Source organism: Microcoleus sp. S13_C3, from assembly GCF_036700905.1.
Taxonomy (GTDB): domain Bacteria; phylum Cyanobacteriota; class Cyanobacteriia; order Cyanobacteriales; family Microcoleaceae; genus Microcoleus.
This window is the reverse complement of record NZ_JAUBPT010000140.1, coordinates 1-21,184: the sequence shown is the minus strand read 5'-3', so window position 1 is coordinate 21,184 and position 21,184 is coordinate 1. Positions and strand designations below refer to the sequence as shown.

Annotated in this window: 15 protein-coding genes; 8 read left to right on the top strand and 7 right to left on the bottom strand. The window is 46.2% G+C overall.

From position 1 onward, the window contains the following. Positions 1-94: 94 nt before the first annotated feature. From QUA16_RS28305 to QUA16_RS28290, 4 genes are all read right to left on the bottom strand, one after another. The gene (locus QUA16_RS28305) at positions 95-256 is read right to left on the bottom strand and encodes a hypothetical protein (protein ID WP_333107932.1); all 162 of its coding nucleotides are present in this window, start codon (positions 254-256) and stop codon (positions 95-97) included. 13 nt (positions 257-269) lie between these two features. Continuing rightward, entirely contained in the window at positions 270-617 is a 348-nt protein-coding gene (locus tag QUA16_RS28300) for a transposase family protein (RefSeq protein WP_333181509.1), read from the bottom strand. A 370-nt stretch (positions 618-987) separates the two neighbouring features. Next, positions 988-3,969: a cation-transporting P-type ATPase gene (locus QUA16_RS28295; protein WP_333107934.1), complete on the bottom strand. Its 2,982-nt coding sequence runs from the start codon at positions 3,967-3,969 to the stop codon at positions 988-990. 366 nt (positions 3,970-4,335) lie between these two features. Next, complete coding sequence (locus QUA16_RS28290; RefSeq protein WP_333107936.1) at positions 4,336-5,871, bottom strand: hypothetical protein; 1,536 nt, start codon at positions 5,869-5,871, stop codon at positions 4,336-4,338. Between the two features lie 266 nt (positions 5,872-6,137). Here QUA16_RS28290 and QUA16_RS28285 point away from each other — a divergent pair, with 266 nt between their 5' ends. Continuing rightward, positions 6,138-6,686 carry a hypothetical protein gene (locus QUA16_RS28285; RefSeq protein WP_333107937.1) on the top strand — a complete coding sequence of 183 codons (549 nt, stop codon included), beginning with the start codon at positions 6,138-6,140 and terminating at the stop codon, positions 6,684-6,686. A gap of 336 nt (positions 6,687-7,022) precedes the next feature. On the opposite strand, the gene QUA16_RS28280 is transcribed toward QUA16_RS28285, so the two are convergent. Next, positions 7,023-7,610: a hypothetical protein gene (locus tag QUA16_RS28280; protein WP_333107938.1), complete on the bottom strand. Its 588-nt coding sequence runs from the start codon at positions 7,608-7,610 to the stop codon at positions 7,023-7,025. A gap of 246 nt (positions 7,611-7,856) precedes the next feature. Between QUA16_RS28280 and QUA16_RS28275 the strand changes: the two genes are divergently transcribed. Further along, a complete protein-coding gene (locus QUA16_RS28275) occupies positions 7,857-9,410 on the top strand; it encodes an NAD(P)/FAD-dependent oxidoreductase (protein ID WP_333107943.1) in 1,554 nt (517 codons plus the stop codon). On the opposite strand, the gene QUA16_RS28270 is transcribed toward QUA16_RS28275, so the two are convergent. Then, the gene (locus QUA16_RS28270; protein ID WP_333107939.1) at positions 9,407-9,568 is read right to left on the bottom strand and encodes a hypothetical protein; all 162 of its coding nucleotides are present in this window, start codon (positions 9,566-9,568) and stop codon (positions 9,407-9,409) included. The two genes, QUA16_RS28275 and QUA16_RS28270, sit on opposite strands and share 4 nt — an antisense overlap. Positions 9,569-10,026: 458 nt before the next feature. Here QUA16_RS28270 and QUA16_RS28265 point away from each other — a divergent pair, with 458 nt between their 5' ends. Then, positions 10,027-11,790, top strand: a complete 1,764-nt coding sequence (locus QUA16_RS28265) for an NFACT RNA binding domain-containing protein (RefSeq protein ID WP_333107940.1) — start codon at positions 10,027-10,029, stop codon at positions 11,788-11,790. 713 nt (positions 11,791-12,503) lie between these two features. Here the strand turns inward: QUA16_RS28265 and QUA16_RS28260 are convergent. Further along, positions 12,504-14,615: an iron uptake porin gene (locus QUA16_RS28260; RefSeq protein WP_445252213.1), complete on the bottom strand. Its 2,112-nt coding sequence runs from the start codon at positions 14,613-14,615 to the stop codon at positions 12,504-12,506. A gap of 302 nt (positions 14,616-14,917) precedes the next feature. Between QUA16_RS28260 and QUA16_RS28255 the strand changes: the two genes are divergently transcribed. From QUA16_RS28255 to QUA16_RS28235, 5 genes are all read left to right on the top strand, one after another. After that, positions 14,918-16,084: a glycosyltransferase gene (locus tag QUA16_RS28255; RefSeq protein WP_333107942.1), complete on the top strand. Its 1,167-nt coding sequence runs from the start codon at positions 14,918-14,920 to the stop codon at positions 16,082-16,084. A 243-nt stretch (positions 16,085-16,327) separates the two neighbouring features. Next, a complete protein-coding gene (locus QUA16_RS28250; RefSeq protein ID WP_333054666.1) occupies positions 16,328-17,059 on the top strand; it encodes a sugar transferase in 732 nt (243 codons plus the stop codon). Positions 17,060-17,917: 858 nt separating this feature from the next. Then, positions 17,918-18,949 carry a GDP-mannose 4,6-dehydratase gene (gmd, locus tag QUA16_RS28245; RefSeq protein ID WP_333109604.1) on the top strand — a complete coding sequence of 344 codons (1,032 nt, stop codon included), beginning with the start codon at positions 17,918-17,920 and terminating at the stop codon, positions 18,947-18,949. A gap of 490 nt (positions 18,950-19,439) precedes the next feature. Beyond that, on the top strand, positions 19,440-20,384 hold the full coding sequence (locus QUA16_RS28240) for a GDP-L-fucose synthase (RefSeq protein ID WP_333109606.1): 945 nt from the start codon (positions 19,440-19,442) through the stop codon (positions 20,382-20,384). A gap of 213 nt (positions 20,385-20,597) precedes the next feature. After that, on the top strand, positions 20,598-21,017 hold the full coding sequence (locus tag QUA16_RS28235) for a DUF4365 domain-containing protein (RefSeq protein ID WP_333109607.1): 420 nt from the start codon (positions 20,598-20,600) through the stop codon (positions 21,015-21,017). Positions 21,018-21,184: the final 167 nt, after the last annotated feature.

Here is a 21,184-nt window from a genome sequence, read left to right as displayed (position 1 = left end):
TCCTCGATCACCCACCTAAACGGGTCTCAGCTAACTATGTTATTCTACCACAAATATAGTCTGTGTACTTACGCCGATCTGTACTAGAATATCTTTAAGTAAGTGATGCGCGAGTGCGGTCAACTCTTGGATCAGGTAGATCATCAAAATAATTCAACAAACCCCCTTCTAGTTCTGGCATGGAAATAGGTTGAGGCTGGGTTTTTATGGTTTTTAATTTAGCGCTCGCAACAACGGGTGAAAATCCTTTAGTCATAGAGTATTCATTCCTATTTTCTACTGAGCTTGAGAGTTATTATAGAATCTCTCGGACAAACCGGGCAGCTATAATACGGCACTCTCTTTTTGGTGTCTGTTACATTTGATACCAAATTAGATGCGCTTACCCTGTGTTTGACACGCTCATAAATATTTTGTTCGTATCGTTGAGTATGCCGTCTTTTAATGTCCAAAAAATCTACTTTTTCTGTGGGATATCGTTGGCAATTAGGACAGTAAAACTGCCGTCGCGGGACTTTTAAATACACAGGACGACCAAACAATGGCAAATCTCTTACTAAGATTGGTCGATTCTGATGCAATTGTTCGGTATAATTTTGACAGTGATGACAAACCATACTTTCTCCTACAATTCTCAGTCCTAATAAAATTTTTCCATCAATTTGAGTACAACTTTCAACCTTCACTCCAGGCAAGTCTAATATATAATCCAAATAAAAGTCCATGAGAATAAATGTATTGTTGGTTACATTATACACCATAAAGTCAGGAGAGCCTAAAGGGATGAGTAAAAATGAAGCATTGCGACAAGCTAAGTTGAGTCAAATTACTCGCCATCCGTTTTATTGGTCGCCGTTTATTTTAATTGGGGATGCGCGGTAGTTACTAACAGGCAGAACAGTAGACCCGATCGCATTTTCAGATGTATCTGTATCCGTAAATGCGATCGTCAGCAATTAGGAGTAGCAAGTGTTCACAAAATTCAACCTAATTACCTTTCTGGCTCTGCTTCGGAGTCAATTTCCCAGGAAACACGACTTTTCGTAGTTCTTCTGCTCCTAAAACGATCGGTGGACACACCAGCAATAGCAGCCATTGCCAGGGTGCTAAAGGTGCTGTCGAAAAGATGCGACTCAACAATTCGTTATTGATCACGATCACCACTAAAATCCATTCAATGGCAATTCCGAGCCAGATTTGTGGATTAGAAAAGAATCCCAGCCGCAGAATTGATCCACGTTCCGATCGGCAAGCAAAGACATTGCCCGTTTGACAAGCCACAACCGATGCCAGAGTCATAGTAATGGCTTGAGTATAGATGGCGATCGTAGCGGCATCTGCTGAATGAGACAGAATGCTTGGCGTTGCTGCTTGTAATTCTGCCAAGTCATAACCGTAACTCCACCACACCACAAAAAATGCTGCCATCGCTAGGGCAGCTTCCAGCAATCCCAAGAAGCCATAGGCGCGCAACAGCAGAGACCGATCGAGAAGCGGTTGCGATTTTTTCCGGGGGGGCTGCTGCATGGTTCCGGCTTCTGCCCGTTCTGCACCCAATGCCAATGCAGGCACTATATCAGTTCCTAAATCAATAGCAAGAATCTGCATGATCACCAGTGCAGGAGGAATCTTCAACGCCACCATGAACAGAAATGGTACTAATTCCGGCAGGTTTGATGCCAGGATGTAGGTCATAAATTTGCGGATGTTTTGATGCACGGCTCGCCCCTCCTCAATCGCGACAACGATCGTCGCAAAGTTGTCGTCGGTAAGGACAATATCGGCGGCTTCTCGTGCCACATCGGTGCCATTCATCCCCATCGCGATGCCAATATGGGCAGCCCTTAATGCTGGAGCATCATTGACTCCATCCCCCGTCACCGCAACTACATCCCCGATCGTTTTATACGCTTCCACCAGTCGCAGCTTATGCTCAGGAGACATCCGAGCAAACACTAGCCCCGATCGATATTTCAGCATTTGTTGCAATTGAGCATCCGACAGATGCCCCATGCCTTCACCCGTTACCACCCGTACAGAATCGGTCACTAATCCAATTTTGCGGGCGATCGCCTCAGCAGTCAGTCCATAGTCACCCGTCACCATCGTCACCTTAATTCCTGCCTGATGGCACTGAGCAAGAGCCTCTCTTACCTCTGGACGGGGCGGGTCAAACATCGCCACCAGACCAATAAAAATCAAGTTTTGCTCTAAATCTTGCGATCGCAAATCCAACATTTCACTCCCCCCACGGCGAGCCGCCACCCCCAAAACCCGAAAGCCCTGCTGAGCTAAATCATCGTTAGCCGCAACTATTTCCTTCGAGTCGGATTGAGTGAGTTCGGAGAGAGTTCCATTCCGCAAGATAGATGTGCAGTGTCGCAACACTTCCAGCGGTGCCCCCTTGGTAAAAGCCAGGTTCGGCAGATCGCTATTCCATAGCGCGGACGATCGCCAGTCCAACACCACCGTCATCATCCGGCGACGAGAATCAAAAGGCACCTCCCGCAAGCGGGGAAGCTGTTTTTGCAAAGTTTCCAGATTCAATCCGGCTTTGGCAGCAGCCACCAGCAGAGCCGCTTCTGTTGGATCGCCAATTTCTTGCCAACGGCTAGGCGCTGTCAGGTGAATCAGCCGTGCATTCGAGCAAAGTGCCGCCCCCGTAAGCAGCAAATTGACTTTCCAGGATGCTGCAAAATTCGCGGGAATCTGAACCTCACCAGCCGTAGGATCGTATCCAGCGCCCGTCACTTCAATCAGAGTCGCCGTCATCGATGGATGGGATTTCTGCTTGCCGTTAAGAGGTGGTAAGACAGCCGACTCTTGGCTGGCAGGATTTGGGCTGTTCTCCGAAGATTCCCAGGGAAGCCAGAGATAATGCACCGTCATTTCGTTTTTAGTCAACGTTCCGGTTTTGTCGGTGCAGATCACCGTTGTAGCGCTCAGGGTTTCCACAGCCGAAAGACGACGCACCAAAGCATTACGGCGCACCATTCGCCGCACCCCGATCGCCAATGACAAAGTAACCGTCGGCAGTAAGCCCTCTGGCACCAGCGCCACAATGATCCCGATCCCAAAAATAAAGCTCTCTTTGAGCTCCATCCCCACCAGCAGGTATGTCAGCAGAAATACCAGAACTCCCATACCGAGGGCGATCGCAGTGATGATCCGAACAATATCAGCAACCTGCACTTCCAACGTGCTGGGTTCCCGTTTCACAACGGCGGTGAGATGGGCGACGTGACCAAACTCGGTTTGTGCTCCCGTGGCATACACCACAGCAACGCCCCTTCCTGACGAAACCGTCGAGCCTGCCAGCAGCAAATTTGGGATTTCCGCCAGATTGACCTTTTCTTGTAAGGGATGTTCGCCCGCTGGTATCGTTTTGCCAGCCCGGATTGATGCAGCTTCGCGCACCCGCACCGGATGAGCGTTACGGGCAACAGGAAGCGATTCGCCAGTCATTACAGAAATATCCAAATACAGGCTTTCGGCAGTAACTAACCGAGCATCTGCAGAGATGCGATCGCCCTCTTCCAACTGCATCACATCTCCGCGCACCAGTTCCTTTGCCGGAATCTGCTTTAGTTCCCCATTCCGATACACTTTCACCTGCATCGGCAACACGTTTTTTAAAGCCGCTAATGCCTGCTCTGCTTGAAACTCTTGCCAAAAACTGAATACTGCATTAATCCCGATCACCGCCCAGATTGCCCAACCTAATTGAGGGGTTCCCGAAATGAATGCCAAAATCCCTGCCACCCATAGCAGCAGGGCCATAAAGTGCCTTAACTGATCGGTAAATCTTAGCCACAGAGGTCGATGTGTGGGTTCTGGCAACTCATTCGTGCCAAATTTTACGAGTCGATCGAAAGCTTCCTCATCAGATAACCCCTTGTCGCTGATTTCAAAGGATTGATATACATCTTCTGGTGATAGGGTCCAAATTGGTTGATGCGATACTGCCATACATCCCCACCCTAGAAATAGTTAATGCAATCATTCTTGGCATATTTTCCGACGAATTTACGTAAACTTAATTTTTCTTACAATATCTTTCCGATTGAACTGCCACTGTGCAGATAATTTTTCTACTTTTCTACTTTTCATACTGATCAATACTCCGGACAGTTTTTGAGGCCGAGGCTGAAACCCTTATTCTACCGTTAGCATTTGACGTCTCTGAGAAGGCCCAAACCCGCATTCTGCCGTTAGTGATTGAAAACTGTCCGGACTATTGAACTGATAATATTGCATCAATAAGCTTAACAATATCGTCACTACATTATAATACTTGAAGTTTGTAGAGTAAATGCACTGATATAGCTGGGATATTTAGTTGCGATTCCAAAATCGTTTAGACTTTTCCTCACTATGTAACTCATCTAATATCTCTTTAATTTCAAGCCAGCCATCTGAAAATTTATAAAAATCTTTTTCTAGTGGACGGACAGGCAAAATCTCATACGATTGAGAATCATCTGCTTTAGAAATCATCTTCATAATTGCAAATAAAATTTCTGCTCCCAACTTTTGAGCTATCTCTTCAGCTTTAAAAATTACTGTATCATCTGAGATAAAGCTTCCGTGCAAAAGGTCATTTCTAACTTTGATAAACAGAGGACTACCTTCAGTTTCCATATATTTTTTCCAGTCAATACTTAAGTCATTCACGAAGAATCGGATGACTGTTGGAAGGGCTGGTGTCCTGCTCTCACTGGAAGGTTGAAGCTTGTCAAGAAGCTTACCAAGCTTTTTATGGTCAGATAGAAGTTGATTTTTTTGTGAACATCCATCTATTAGCTTTGAAAGTCCGTCCATTTCCCAAAACCAGTAGGAATAAAAGTGTTCGATTGCAGAACATGCTGCCATAAGTTTTAATTCGACAGTTGATTCGTAAACTGTTATTTTTAAATGTCCTATTCCCCTCCTAAGTTGCTTACTTAAAGGACAACATTCTAGGAAGGAAGTGACATTCCCTAGAAAATTAATCCCTTCAGTAGGCCAAGATTTGCTAATTTTTGGGATTCTTCTTCTCTCCCAAATAGGAATTATTCGACCGGAAATGTATTTATTTTGAGAAGACATTGAATAATCATAATAGATTGGCAATATTTCACGGTCGCATAGAATGCTGAGAAAAGCACAAACATCATTAAGAACATTTTCTAAGTGTTTAGCCGAAGAAACTTCAATTTCTTGAGCTTCATGGATAATCAAATTATTTATACCCTGATTTTTTAAGGGGATTATAATATCTATAAAACTAAGCTTGTATAGAGTATCTATATTTTTTGTGTAGAAGATATCGTGGTCTTTATGAGTAACATACTTCTTCCCGCACTTGACTTGATAACCTGAGTTTAACGCACAATAAAAACTTCGCTTATCTGCTATGGTATCAGCATCTATATTTCGTTGTCCGGGCGTATTTTCAAACTCTGTAATAAAAGAATCGTCAAATGATGAAAATTCATCATTTAAGTAAGCTCTCAATTGAAAAAAATAGTCAGACTTTTCTGCAAGATGAAAATTTTGATTTAATCCCCAATAAGTTATAAATTTGACTACATTAAAGTTTGTTATCCCATCATTAGTATTAAAAGGTGGCATAGAATAACCAATTAGTAATATGCTACCTTTAATAACAAGAATTTGCTGTCGTTCATCGTGCATTTGCCTAGCTATTTGCAAACGATCGTCGTCAGTAATACTTTTCCAAATTAGCTTGACATCTATCTCAACTTCTTCTATGAATATGAGACGCAAGCTAATCGTTATCAGTTGAACAGTATTTTTTACTAAGAGTTTGGCATCACCTTGATATGTCCAATTTCCCGGAAAACCACCTATCCATCCTGGATCAGTCATAGAGGTATTTTAACTTTTATTAACCCTTAATGATACCACATATTTTGTTTCGTGTCAAAAATATCAAAAAAAATTTAGGCTTTTCCAGTATCTATGATTTGGGGTATAGTGTCTTTTATCCTTTTAGATTACCTCATTTGTCTCCATTCCATGACTAAAGGTACTGGGTCTTATAAACTGTCCGGGTCGCCTCTCCTTAATCAAGTCCGACAAACACTTCGTCTTAAACACATGAGCCGAAGCTTAGTTAATATGTTCTGGTAAGTATGAAGTTCAATACCGTAAAAGAAGTTACATCCTGGAAAAACTTCATACTAAATGATGAGATATACGACCTATCACATCTTAATGCTCAGTGGGTTGAGTATCTAGACCAAACAGACGCTCAAAAGCCGATTGCATACAAGTTTATAGTAAGTTATGGCTTACATTGCTTCACTAAAGATTCAGATGATGTTTCTAGCGAAGAATCACAGTTATTGATGTACAGTGCGCCGAAAGAGTCTAGACTATTTAATTTTGAGAGATATCAACTCTCAAAGCACTTACCGAGTATTATTAAGTCATTGGGCGAGAAAGAAACGTTAGTTTGTCACGCTGGATATGGAAAATTTGCCACCGTTAAAATTTTGGACTCAAATGGTAGAGAGGTTGATTATTACGTTGCTTTTGCAGTATTCAAAGAAGTTAAAAAGCTGAGATTACACGTACAAAGTGCTTACCCTAAATACGAAGGCATAGGCAAAGTGAAAAAAGTCGGCTTCTTCGTTATAGCCAAAAACTTATTGAATAATAAGAAATTACCGAAGCCATAAAATAACAAAGGCTCCTTAAGGAGCCTTCGCCAAAAAATCAGTTTTGGTATTCAGAACGTCTTTACCGGAATTTCCTCGACCCTAGTGGGTAACGGGATGTCATCCTTAGAGGATGTCTGCTGCATCCATATCTAATATAGTCTACTACTTTGATATATGTCAAGTAGCGTTATCCTACGGCATCAAGATACCAGCGATTTCCTTATTGAGCGCCACATAGCCTTCTGGGTTCATATGCAGACAGTCTCGACTGTATTTCGGGTCAACAATCCCCTGGGAATTCGCCAATACCTGACTGCTATCAAAAACAATTACTCGATCGCCTCCTTAATTCCTCTAAACTCTCCCCCACAAAGCCAAGCCACCGCCCCTTCCCCTAGCCGCAATTATCCCATCTTCTACCAGAAAATATGCAAAAAATGCCTGCTTCCCCACACTCAAACTAAAAAAATCCGCCTCCCGCGCTTCTCCACCGCGAATAAATCCTTGATACACAGTTTTACCCAACAATTTCACCGTAATTCTCGTAAAATCAAAAGCTAAAATATTTTTATTAACTAAAAACTTAGTTGGCCCGGAAAGAGTCAGTACGATCGCCCCAACTTGCACCGAATTCTCCACCCTGCCGATTTCGCTATGCGCTTCCCCACCAGCAACAGGTTCGGCCGAATAAGCAATTTGAATTTTCGCAATCCACTGAGGGATATAACGTCCCGCACCCAACACAATTCCCGCTTTTTGTCGAGTCTTTTTGGTGCCGGTGATAAAGCAGAGTTGCCAGTTGCCCATTAATTGCTCGAAAGAATAGCGAATTTTGGTTTTTTTCGCGCTTTTTTCAGCTTCTAGGAGGGCGGCAACTACGGCGTTGGAAGATGGTTTAGAATTAGATTTAGCGGCTTGTTCTAGAATAGATATATTTTCCATTTAATAATATACAGATTTGTATTTTAAGGGTGGTAGCTGAGTCGAGATCCCCCTAAATCCCCCTTAAGAAGGGGAGTAGGGGTTGACTTTGAATGCTTCTGAACCCGCCATTGTTAACAAAGACTTTGACTGCTTCTTGTCCCCCCCTTATTAAGGGGGGCTAGGGGGGATCGAGCCTACAGTTAAATGCGTAAGCCCTAAAGCTGCAAGACATTGATAATATTAGCTGATGTAGCGGAGAAAAACATGGTTGCGATCGCCCCCACAGACACAGAAATCATCGTCATCGGCAGCGGGATAGGCGGCTTGACTTGCGCTGCAATGCTTGCCCGCTATGGCTTTGAGGTTGTGGTTTGCGAAAGCCATTCGATCGCGGGCGGGGCCGCACACGGTTTTGAACGCGACGGATTTAGCTTCGAGTCCGGGCCCTCCCTGTACTCAGGATTATCCTACAGCCCGTCTGCGAATCCGCTGCGGCAAGTTTTGGATGCGATCGGCGAAAAACTCCCCTGCATCACCTACGATACCTGGGGTTGCTGTTTGCCAGAAGGCGACTTCGACACATCCGTTGGTGCGAGTCAATTTGGCGAAGTGCTCGCACAACTGCGCGGCGCGGCAGCAGTCGCCGAATGGCAGCAACTCCAGCGCATCATGGAGCCCTACGCCAAAGCTGCCATAGCCTTGCCCTCCCTGGCTTTGCGCTTCGATTTGGGCGCTGTTTTTACCCTCGGCCAATTTGCGCCGGCTTTCCTGCAAAGTGCTGGCGACGCGATCGCACTTGCAGGCCCTTTCAGCAAAATTATGGACAAAAATGTCAAAGATCCGTTTGTCCGAAATTGGCTGAATTTGTTGTGTTTCCTGCTGTCTGGACTTCCCGCCGACGGAACGATCGCAGCCGAAGTCGCATTCATGTTCGCCGACTGGTATCGCCCCAATGCAGTTTTGGACTATCCGATCGGCGGTAGTGCGGCTTTGGTAAATGCCCTGGTACGCGGTTTAGAGCGCCACGGAGGGCGGTTGCTGCTAAATTCCCACGTTGCAGAAGTTTTGGTGGAAAACAACCGGGCTGCGGGCGTGCGGCTGCGATCGGGCAAAATTATTCGATCGCACAAAGCCGTCGTCTCCAACGCTTCCGTTTGGGATACCCTGAAACTGTTGCCTGAAACCTCTGTCCCCCAAAGGTTTCGGCAACAGCGGCAGGCGACGCCCGAATGCGACAGCTTCATGCACCTGCATCTGGGAATTGATGCTGCCGGAGTGCGATCGGACTTGGCTTGTCACTACATCTTCGTCAAAGACTGGGAAAAGGGCGTTTCGGCCCCTCAGAACGTCGTTCTAGTCTCGATTCCCTCCCTCCTCGACCCCCACCTCGCGCCTCCGGGAAAGCACGTCATTCACGCATATACCCCCGGAAACGAGCCTTATGATTTGTGGCAAAAGCTCGATCGCACCAGCGAAGAGTACAAGCTGCAAAAACAAGCGCGCGCCGAGGTAATGTGGGAAGCCTTAGAGAGAATTATCCCCAATATTCGATCGCGCTGCGAAGTCACCTTAGTTGGGACACCCCTAACCCACGAACGGTTTTTGCGCCGCCATCGCGGTTCCTACGGGCCCGGAATTCGGGCGGGTAGCGGCTTGTTTCCCGGGCCGAAAACACCTTTAGCGGGGCTGTTTTGCTGCGGAGATTCGACATTTCCGGGAATTGGTTTGCCCGCTGTTGCTGCTAGCGGGGTGATCGCCGCCAATACGATCGCACCTTTGTACAAACATTTAGAATTGATTCGGGAAGTTATTAGTTAGTTGTTATATCGATTCTGGTTGCACTCCTTATGCTTGTTGACTGTTGACTGTTGACTGTTGACTGAGGACTGTTGACTGAGGACTGTTGACTGTTGACTGTTGACTAATGACTGATTTGATATCATTTCGATCCAGCCGGAATTGATATTATTAGACATCTCCCATAATTATTGTGGAACAGGCATCCTGCCTGTTCAAAACCTGCTTTTTAGGAGATGTTTATTAGTTATTTGTTATATCAAATCCGCCCTTCATCGTCCTGTATTCATCTCTCTGTTCTCTGACTCTGCGTTCTCTGCGTTCTCTGCGGTTTAATCATTCCAATGCAACCGTAATTGATATTATTTGTTAACGGAATTATGGAAGCGCTTTCATAGCGAAGGACGCGAAGCAAGAGTAAACAATAATTGTAAATACAGCAGTTCTCAATCTTGGTGAGGTATGCCCTATGCCCTATGCCCTATGCCCTATGCCCTATGCCCTATGCCCTATGCCCTATGCCCTATGCCCGCTTATCAAGCCTGCACCTCATGTTACTGAGAAAGGGTATAGTTAGTAAAATGCGACCTAAATCTGTCAGCATAGAAATAGATAGTTCGATCGCAAAGAGGCCACAGTGCAACCCGTAGACTTTACAACTTTAACCGCAGCTTGCAGCGAACTGCGAGCCCAATGGCTGCCAGCGCGCTTAGAACAAGTCTACCAGCGCGATCGATTCACCGTGTCCCTAGCCCTCCGCACAATGAAAGGACGTGGCTGGATTGACCTTTCCTGGCATCCTGTCGCCGCCCGCATTTGCGTCGGCGACCCCCCGCCCCGCATTCCCGACACCTTCACCTTCAGCGAACAACTGCGGCACCAACTCAGCGGTTTAGCCCTAGTTTCCATCGCCCCTGTTTCATCCTGGGAAAGAGTCATCGACTTGCAATTCGCCAAACGCCCCGGAGAACCCGCCCTCTGGCACCTCTACGCCGAAATCATGGGCAAGTACAGCAACGTCATCCTCACCGCCCAAGACAACCTCGTTGTCACCTGCGCCCACCAAGTCAGCGCCAAACAGTCCACCGTCCGTCCCATCCAAACCGGGCAACCCTACGAAATGCCCCCGTCTTTGACCGATGCAGTGCCTAGTCTGAGTGAATCTCAAAACCGCTGGCAATCACGAATTAGCCTGGTTCCTGGACAATTAAAGGGCAATCTGTTGAAGAATTACCGAGGGATGAGTAAAGCCTTAGTTTTGTCAATGATTCGATCGGCTTCTTTAGACCCCGAACAATCCACCGACAGCCTCAATCCCGACGACTGGCAGCAACTATTCCAGCGCTGGCTATACTGGCTGCAATGCCTAGAAAACTCCAAATTTCACCCGATTTTTACCCGCGAAGGCTACACCGTCATCGATTGGCCGACACCAGAAAATCACAATGTAGGGGCGGTGCCCCCGTGCCCGCCCTCTGATTCTTCCATCTCTTCGGTTCAAGAATTACTTAACAGCTACTACACAGGCGAAATCAATCAAGAAGTATTCGCCCAACTGCGGCATCAGCTTACCCAAAAACTCAACAACGTCCTGGCAAAACTGCGCCTCAAAGCCAATACATTTAAAGAACGTTTACAGCAATCCGCAGACGCCGACACCCACAAATCCCAAGCCGACTTGTTGATGGCAAATTTGCAGCATTGGGAACCGGGAATGAAATCAATTTCTCTCCCAGACTTTGAAACCGAAAAACCAGTTATCATTTCCCTAAACCCGGAAAAAAACGCCGTTCAAAACGCTCAAGCCCTCTACAAAAAACACCAAAAACTTAAAAGAGCACGCATAGCAGTAGAACCTTTGTTAGCCGCCGTACAGGAAGAAATCGACTATTTAGAACAAGTTGAAGTCGCACTTTCGGTATTGGAAACCTACCGCAACACCCAAGATTTGCAAACCCTCGCCGAAATCCGCGAAGAACTGATCCAACAAAAATATCTAGACGTACCAGATTACCGCAGTACCGACAAAAATGCTGCGATCGAATTTCACCGCTACCAAACCCCCAGCGGCTTTGAATTATTAATCGGGCGCAACAATCGCCAAAACGACCAACTCACTTTTCGCACCGCCAACGACTACGACTTGTGGTTCCACACCCTAGAGATTCCCGGAAGCCACGCTTTGCTGCGTCTCAAACCCGGTACTGTGGCTGAAGAAACCGATTTGCAATTTGCCGCTGACATGACTGCTTACTACAGTCGCGCCCGCCACAGCGAACAAGTCCCCGTGGTTTATACAGAACCGAAATATGTATACAAGCCGAAAGGTGCTAAACCGGGTATGGTTGTATACAAGCAGGAGCGGATTGTCTGGGGTAGACCGCAGCAAGCTCCGGCATAATTTATATAAAGTGAGGAGAATGGTCGATCGGCAATCTCAACCTCGTTTTTACCCAAAATAAACGGTTTGCAACCGATAAACCTACGCAGGAACCGGGTTTTTGAACCAGGCTTAATTATACAAAGTGACCCAAAGGGTGATCGGCCTCAAAATAAAAATCTGTCTGTAATGTAACGTATTATTACATAAAATTAAATTTTGTTGTTATAATACCACTTAAGAGAGATGATATTTGTTTGAGAACCCTTTGCAAAGAAACGTGCAACTTGGGTTTCCTCACTGTGAGAAAAACACTGTGGGAACACAACGGATTTAACTATTTGTGCAGACCAGCTTTAGCAAAAGCTGGTCGTTTTTGTTGAAACATTATATCATTTCCGGTAACACCGGAATGATGTTGACTGTTGACTGTTGACTGTTGACGCCGTGAACAGTCAACGCCGTGAACAGTCAACTCGAATTTACTATTCCGATGCTAACGGATTTGATATTAAACCCAAGCTCGGACAATTTGAGATTTGAGATTTGAGATTTGAGATTTGGGATTTTAATCTAAAATCTAGGACTTACGCACGGGTGGTGAGAAACCGGGTTTTTATGGCGAAAATACTGTATCCCGACCTTTAAAACTGGTGAAAACCCGGTTTCTTTGGTATTTATGCGTCCAGGACTAAAATCTAAAATCTAAAATCTAAAATCCCCAAGGGCTGATCCTAGAAAGTAAACGTCGTTCTGACAACCCCAATCACCAAATCAGAATTATTCTTATTGTGGTCAGGAGCAGTCAGCCAAATCAAACCAGGAGTGATAGAAATATTGTCGCTCAACTTAAACTGATAGAAACCTTCAACGTGCAGCGAAGTATCCTTATCTTCCGGCAAAGTCCGATTAGTAGAACTCGTTACCCGCGGCTCCATACCTACCAGAATCCCGGCCACATTTCCTTCTTTCAACAAATCGGGAAAAGCCAAAGTAACTGCCCAGTTCCAGATTTTTTGATCCCCCCGCTCAACAGAACCTGTAGGAGTAGCCAAGTTGGATAAAATGCGCTGGTTGGTGTAACCCGCCCAACCGCCAATTGCAAATCTCCGGTTCAACCGCCACGAAGCTTGCGCGCCGTAGGAATTGCTAGAAACCGGGATATTGCTATCGCTGTTGAGCCCGAAGGAACCGAGACGCACCGGGAAATTAGAAGCATTGCTGCCGGTACCGGTAACAAAGTTGTAGGAATTAACGTAAGTTAAACCTAAAGCCATGTTCTCGTTCGGTTTGAAAGTCAACTGAGCCAAACCGCCGTAAGCACCGTTGAACAAACCGTTACCCCGCGTCGGGTTCGCAGCATTGCCGGCCAAATATCCCAAACTCAGCTCGAGTTTTTCCCCAAACTGATGCCGCAGACCGATGCCAGAACCACCAGTCAAATAGTATATCGGGTTGCGAGTACCGAAGTTAGAAAGAGCGCCGTAGCTGCCGTCTCCGTCAAAGTAAGGGTTGACAGTATTGGTAAAATCGTCAGCCGAGCCGGCATTAGCGTCGAGAATTACAGTAGTGCTTTTGCCTAGAGGGAATTGGTAAAGCAGCGCATCTAAACCTACAGTATTTCTAGCCTCGCCAAAAGGCCCCGCATTAAATCGCAACTCCCCTTCAGCAGTTTTCGTATTATTAGTAGAAAAAGAACCCAAATTTAAAACTTGCAATCGAGTTCTAAGCAAGTCTCTGCCTGAAAAACTCGTGTCGAAATTTATCCGAACCCTGCTGCCAAAAGCCGTCGCTTTATCGGCATCGTTACCTTCAGCATCCTCTCCCCTGGCGATACCCGCCAAACCAAATATCACTTCGCCGTTGAGTTTAGTCGTAGTTGAAAACTGATTTGCTTCTAATTCAGAGGCGCGCGCTTCCAAAACATCGACGCGGCCGCGCAAAGTTGCCAATTCCGCCGCAAATTCTTCTTGCAACCTTTGCACAGAAGCCAAATCTTCTCGCGTCGCCAGATTTCTCGAACCGCCTTGAATCAGCTCGCTAACTTTATCCAAACACGCATTTAGACCCGCTGCAAACTCGTACCGAGTCATCGCCCGGTTGCCGCGAAAAGTGCCGTCAGGATAGCCAGCTATGCACCCGTAGCGCTCTACTAGAGACTGCAAAGCTTGGAACGCCCAATCTGTGGGCCGAACGTCGGAAAGTTGCGAAACAGATGTTACTTGGCCGGCCGCATTTTCGCTGCTACTGCCTTCTGTGCTGTATTCGTTGATTTGTTCTAAAACATTTGACTGTGCTTGAGGTTGGGCGCTTGGATTAGTCGATTGGGCAATCGCCTCGGGTTGTGCGGGGGATTTTTCCGCGCTTAAATTAGTCGGTGCAACGGCGGGTTGCGTTTCGCTTAAGTTTGCGGGCGCGACTGCGGGGATTTGCTCCGCGACAGGTTGTTCAACACTTAAGTTTGCGGGCGCGACTGCGGGTTTGGTTTCGCTTAAATCTGCTGCAACTGCGTTGGACGGTGCTTTTGCCTGTTCCGCAACTGGGGCAATCGGCTCCTTAGCGTTAGCGAAGCGATCCGAAGGAAAGCCCTCGTAGAGGTTCGCACTTTCTTTCTCAATAGTCTCAACATTCAAGTTGCTGGCTACTGACACAGGTTCGGCTGTCACCGCTGCCGTCTCAGAGTTTTCCACCTCGGTTGCAACATCTGCTAATTGCAATTGATGAGCTTGAGCTGTCGCGGCAATTTCTACAGGGTGCTCTGCTGCTAGGGCACTCGAAGATACGACTAAACTTGCTGCCAATACAGCGGGACTAACTAAAAGTCCCTTCCACAAAAATTTGGACATTTTTTCCTCACACCACATTGAGCCGATCGCCCGTTCCGAAGATTTAGCCGATCGCAAATCACCTTTAGTATTGAGCCTAATAGTATTTATTGTCAACAATCTGGGAAATCACTGCCGGAGAGTGCAGTTTTGCTGTGGCTGATTTCACAAAAAGCCCGTTTATTCCGAAAATCCTTGGTTTGAGGGCTAGATGTGTAGGTAGAAACCCGGTTGATGCCTGGATATTGCGTAAGTGATCCCTCAGTAAGATTAATATTGACAGAACTGGCGCTAACACATCGTTCGATCGGCTACAAATACAAGTGAAAAAACTCAAATACGCCCTAGTTCACGAATGGTTGACGCCCTTAGCTACTGGCGGTTCAGAACTCGTAGTACAGGAAATCCTCAAACACGTAGACGAGGCAGATGTCTATGCCCTCATCGACTTTGAATCAACCAATCCCGAAAGCTATCTTTTCGGGCGACAGATTGGCACAACATTTTTGCAGCACTTTCCCAAGGCCCGCAGCGGCGTGCAAAAATATTTGCCATTTCTGCCGATCGCGATCGAACAACTAGATCTGCGAGAATACGACATCATCCTCTCCTCATCCCATGCCGTCGCCAAAGGCATCCTCAGCAGTCCCCAGCAAATGCACGTCTGCTACTGCCACACGCCCATGCGCTACGCTTGGGACTTAACTTTTGACTATTTGCGTAGCAGCAAAGCCGGACGGGGCATCCAGGGTCTGCTGACGCGATATTTGTTGCATCGACTGCGGCAGTGGGACGTAATTTCCGCCAATCGCGTTGATTATTTCATCGCTAACTCTCAACACACTGCGCGCCGAATTTGGCGGTGCTACCGACGGCGGGCCCAGGTGATTTATCCACCGGTAAATATCGAGCGATTTTCCTTGATGCGGCAAAAACAAGACTTTTACGTCACAGTTTGTCGGTTGGTAAGTTACAAAAACGTAAGTGCGATCGTCCAAGCATTCAATCAACTCGGGCATACTCTCATTGTCATCGGCACCGGGCCAGAATTAGAAATGATTCGGCTTCTCGCCAAACCCAACGTGCAAGTGCTCGGCTGGCAGCCCGCCTCCATAGTTTCCAAGTACATGGCAGAGGCGAAAGCCTTTGTCTATGCAGCTTGCGAAGATTTTGGCATAGCTTTGGTAGAGGCTCAAGCTTGCGGAACACCGGTAATTTCCTATGCAGCAGGGGGCGCTTTGGAGACAGTGCTCGACATTCGCCAACACCCAGAGACTGGGACTGGTTTATTTTTTTCCTCCCAAACCGCAGCAGCATTAGTCGAAGCTGTCGAGGAATTTGAGCAATTGCAAGGCAAATTTGAGCCAGAAATCAGCCGGTTGCGCGCTGAACAGTTTGCCCCCGATGTCTTTGGGCAGCGCTATCTAGCTTTTGTGGAAAGCTGCTATCAGGAATTTCAATCCCGTGATTTTACCGAGTCTGGGGCTTGAGGGTGCCAGAACCCGATAGCCGGACAATCTTCCCTCTGCCTTTGTATAAGTGCCTTCCGAAGACCTCTGCATCAGTGCCTTGTGCCTTCTTCCTGGTGCGTTGAGAAGCCCTCTTCCTACTTCCTTCTGCCTTTTGAAGCCTTCTGAAGGCAGAAAATTGAGTATTGGCAACATAATTGAGAGAACAAAGCGTCTTGAGGCTTTATGATCAGGACTGTGTGTGGTGTGAAGTGAAGGAGTAAGATGACTGCCGACAGCCAACTAATCTCCGGCAAGGTAATTCGAGCGATCGCAAGACGCGGTTTTGGGTCTGTCCTGCAAGGAGATAGACGCATAAGTCGTTCTCTACAGAGCCTCGACGGAGAACTTTTCAAGCGGTTATTTGACATCCTGTTTTCCTTATCGGTTCTGATCCTGTTTGCTCCGGTTTACCTGCTTTTGGCTTTCTTAATCGCCTTAAGCTCGCCCGGCCCTATTTTTTACGTACAGGAACGAGTAGGCAAAAACCGTAAAAGGTTTTATTGCCTGAAATTCAGAACGATGGTGGAAAATGCGGACGATATATTGCTGGAAATCATGGAAAATTCTCCGCATTTGCGTCAAGAGTTTGAGGACAATTTCAAGCTGAAACAAGACCCTCGAATTACCTGGATTGGAAGATTTTTACGAATGACCAGTTTAGACGAGTTTCCCCAGTTTTGGAATGTTTTAAAAGGAGATATGAGCGTCGTCGGACCGAGACCTTTAGTTGAAGAAGAACTGCCGAGATACGGCAATCACATCAACAAAATTCTCACCATAAGACCTGGAATTACAGGCTTGTGGCAAGTGTCCGGTCGCAACGACATTCCCTATCCCCGCCGAGTCCAAATCGACCTCTATTACGCAAATGACAAAAACCTTTGGATGGATATGTGGATTGTTTTCAAAACAATTGGAGTTGTGATTTTTCCCAAAAATAACGGCGCATACTAATTTTTGTCCGCAGTCAGCAATCGGTAGTTAGTTTTATTTGTTACTGACCACTGATGCTGACTACTGACAATCAGCGACAAACTCTTTGTCAAAACTAAACAGTTCCTGGATGCCGATCGCAGAATTGTGAGCTTAACTAAAGGGGCAAATACTTAAATAAACCTACCTCTTCTTCATCTAGAAAGACTCAGTTCTTCTAGATAGACTACTGTAGGTTTAGGTGTTAAACTTAACTCTATAACCTTTGGCTTAAGGGGGATAGCCTACTTATCTTGGGATAGCCGACTACCCAACAGCGTAGGAAGTAAACTTCAACTGGCTTTAGGTAACTAAAGTAAAGTTTGAGTAAGTTTTATAAAGCAGCTTGAGGATACGGCAGGCAGGGAGCAATTGCTAGGATGATATTTTCCTAGACTTGTAGGTAATACTCATGACAATTGGTGTAGACTGAAGTAGCCTGCATAAAACCATCAGTAATGATGACTTGGACTTTCTCTCACTTCTCTCAAGCTTTCGCTTGAGAGCATCTCTGTAATCCTTGCGGTTCGAGGTTGGTCAAAACCAGTGAAGAATACACCTCCAAAATTTGTGCAAAATACGGTGAGAGCCATAAAAGTTAGGTGGCTCTAAAATTTTTCACTGCCCCAACTGTGGTTAGAAAACACCCAGTTTGAGTAGCGCTTTAGGGATTTTCCTTAAAGCTTTGTGGGATACCACCATGCTCTGGGACCTGTCTGATGAGTGTGCTATATTCGGATTCTCTCAGGTTGTCCGAGATTGTCTGGATTAAAAGTATCAGCAACAGCCTCTGCCAAAAAAATTATTGTGAATTAACACAGCCTGTCAAAGGAAAATCAGATGACGCAACGTAAGCGAGCGCTAATAACAGGTATTACAGGTCAAGACGGCTCCTACTTGAGCGAATTACTGTTAGAGAAAGGATATGAAGTTCACGGCATTATCCGGCGCAGTTCTAGTTTCAATACCGATCGAATTGACCACATCTATGTCGATCCTCACAGCGAGGGTGCGCGCCTGTTTCTACACTACGGCGACTTGACGGACGGCACCACTCTCCGTCGGATATTGGAAGAAGTTCAGCCGGTAGAAATTTATAACTTAGGCGCTCAATCTCACGTTCGAGTCAGTTTTGACTCGCCGGAATATACGGTTGACACAGTAGGGATGGGAGTATTGCGGCTGCTAGAAGCAATTCGGGACTATCAGCACCGCACCGGCATTGAAGTGCGGTTCTATCAAGCAGGTTCTTCGGAAATGTTTGGTTTGGTGCAGGAAGTTCCGCAGAAGGAAACAACTCCTTTTTATCCCAGAAGTCCTTACGCCTGCGCCAAAGTTTACGGACACTGGCAAACAGTAAATTATCGCGAATCTTACGGACTTTTTGCCTGCAACGGCATCTTGTTCAATCACGAATCTCCCCGCCGTGGCGAAACTTTTGTAACTCGCAAAATTACTCGCGCCGTTGCCAGAATAGTCGCCGGCAAGCAGAAAAAGATTTACTTGGGCAATCTCGATTCCAAGCGGGACTGGGGCTATGCTAAAGACTACGTGCGGGCGATGTGGCTGATGCTGCAACAAGACAAGCCTGACGATTATGTCATTGCTACCAACGAGACCCATTCCATTAAGGAATTTCTAGATTTGGCCTTCACTTACGTCAATTTAGATTGGCAAAAATATGTGGAGTTTGACGAACGCTACTTGCGGCCTGCAGAAGTCGAACTGTTGATTGGCGATTCGACTAAGGCGCGCCAGCAATTAAATTGGGAACCTTCTGTAACTTTTCAGGAGTTAGTACATTTAATGGTAGATGCTGACATGAAAGCTTTAGACGAGCAAGGTCGGGGTTCGGGCAACGGATTTGATTAATTCGCTAAACCAAGCCGTCAGTGCGAACAATTTGTAGGGGTAGGGCCCCGTGTCTACCCATGTGGCGAAAGGCGCGCCCCGGAGGATTGCCCCTGCAAACACTTCACAACTGATGAGAGGGTTGTTACAGCTATAGCCTTTCTCAGTAACATGAGGTGCTCACGCGGGCATAGGGCATAGGACTAGCCCCCATACCTCACCACGCTTGAGAACCGCTATATTAGCACGATCGGCATTCCAAGAACCAGCTTAATTGCTCGCAAAATTTTCGGCTGGGCGGGCAAAAAAAAACATTAAAATGATATTTGAGGAGTCGCGGCCTCTATATCTAACTTTCGGGTGTGCACGGAGCAAATTGTCCCTATCTGCCGCAGCTAAAACAGATTTGTGGGCCACCTCATCCTGTAGCTGAAAGCTTTTTTTGCTAAAGCAACAATTTTAGAATTGAAATTGTCGATCGACCTTTATTCAAAATCCCGAGGCTAAAATTATGACAAGCTTGGATTTAAGCAGCAAACGCATTCTAGTCACGGGCGGCGCCGGTTTCTTGGGCCGTCAGGTAATCGACCAGTTAGTCAAAGCAGGGGCCGATGCTGATAAAATTGCTGTAACTCGATCGCGCGACTGCGACCTCCGCGTCATGGAAAACTGCAAGCGCGCCGCCGACCAACAAGATATGATCGTTCACCTCGCCGCCCACGTCGGCGGCATCGGCTTAAACCAACTCAAACCCGCTGAATTATTTTACGACAATTTGATGATGGGCGCGCAACTAATCCACGCCGCCTACGAAGCCGGAGTCGAAAAATTTGTCTGCGTCGGCACGATTTGCGCTTATCCCAACTTCACCCCAGTTCCTTTCAAAGAAGATGACCTGTGGAACGGCTATCCAGAGGTAACTAACGCACCTTACGGAGTAGCGAAAAAAGCCTTATTAGTGCAACTGCAATCCTACCGCCAGCAGTACGGATTCAACGGTATCTACTTGCTACCAGTCAATCTGTACGGCCCGGAAGATAACTTTGACCCAAAAAGTTCCCACGTCATCCCCGCATTAATTCGTAAAGTCCACGAAGCGCAACAAAGGGGAGACAAAACACTGCCAGTTTGGGGCGACGGCAGTCCTAGTCGCGAGTTTTTGTATTCCACAGATGCCGCGCGGGGAATTGTGATGGCGGCTCAATCTTACAGTGAATCTGACCCAGTTAATTTGGGAACGAATAGCGAAGTTAAAATTCGCGATTTAGTGGAAACTATTTGCGAATTGATGGGATTTGAGGGAGAAATTGTTTGGGAAACAGACAAACCGAACGGTCAGCCACGTCGCTGTTTGGATACGGAAAGGGCTAAGGAAAAGTTTGGTTTTGTTGCGGAAGTGAAGTTTAAGGATGGGTTGAAAAATACGATTGATTGGTATCGAAAACACGCAGCGTAAGTGTGAAAAACCCTGTTTCTTCAAGAAACCGGGTTTTTTTTGATAATACTCGGCGGTTGAAACCGCTACTACACAAACGATGTCCGCCTCTGCGGACTAATAATAAGAAATTATATCAATCGATCGCCTCTCGGGTAGAACTCTCCTAGAATAATTACTTGTGGAATACCTTTATTGTAAAATAAATTATTTTGGTCATAGGTTTATTGTAGAATGGAACTGAACCAGCAGAAAGAACTTTTTAGCAAAGCTTATGTACGTGCCGTTGCAGCAGTGGCAGGTTTCTCGATCGATCCGTTAGAGTTAGACTTCGACAGCATCGACTTACAAATCACGGCTGGCAGCGGTGAGGGAAGCGTTTGTTTTCCAGAGTTGAAGTTACAATTAAAATGTACTTCAAGAGACGTGATAGACGGCGACTACATCCGATATCCACTCAAAGTCAAAAACTACAACGATTTAAGAAGGAATGCCCTAGTACCTCGAATCTTAGTTGTAGTTTTAGTACCGGAAAATATAGAAGACTGGTTGCAGCAATCAGAAGCGGAACTGTGCATGAGAAATTGTGGTTACTGGATGTCATTGCGGAGACAGCCAGAAACACAAAATATAGCAAACGTGACTGTTTCTTGACCCCGCAGCAATCAGTTTACTGTACAAGCTCTTAAGTCAATGATACAGCGCATTAGCGAGGGAGGTTTGCCGTGAAAGTCACTGTAAGAGATAAGTAGGTAGGCGTAAAAAAACCAAATCATGTTAAGATAAGTAAACACTCAAGATTTGATTTACAAAATCAACAA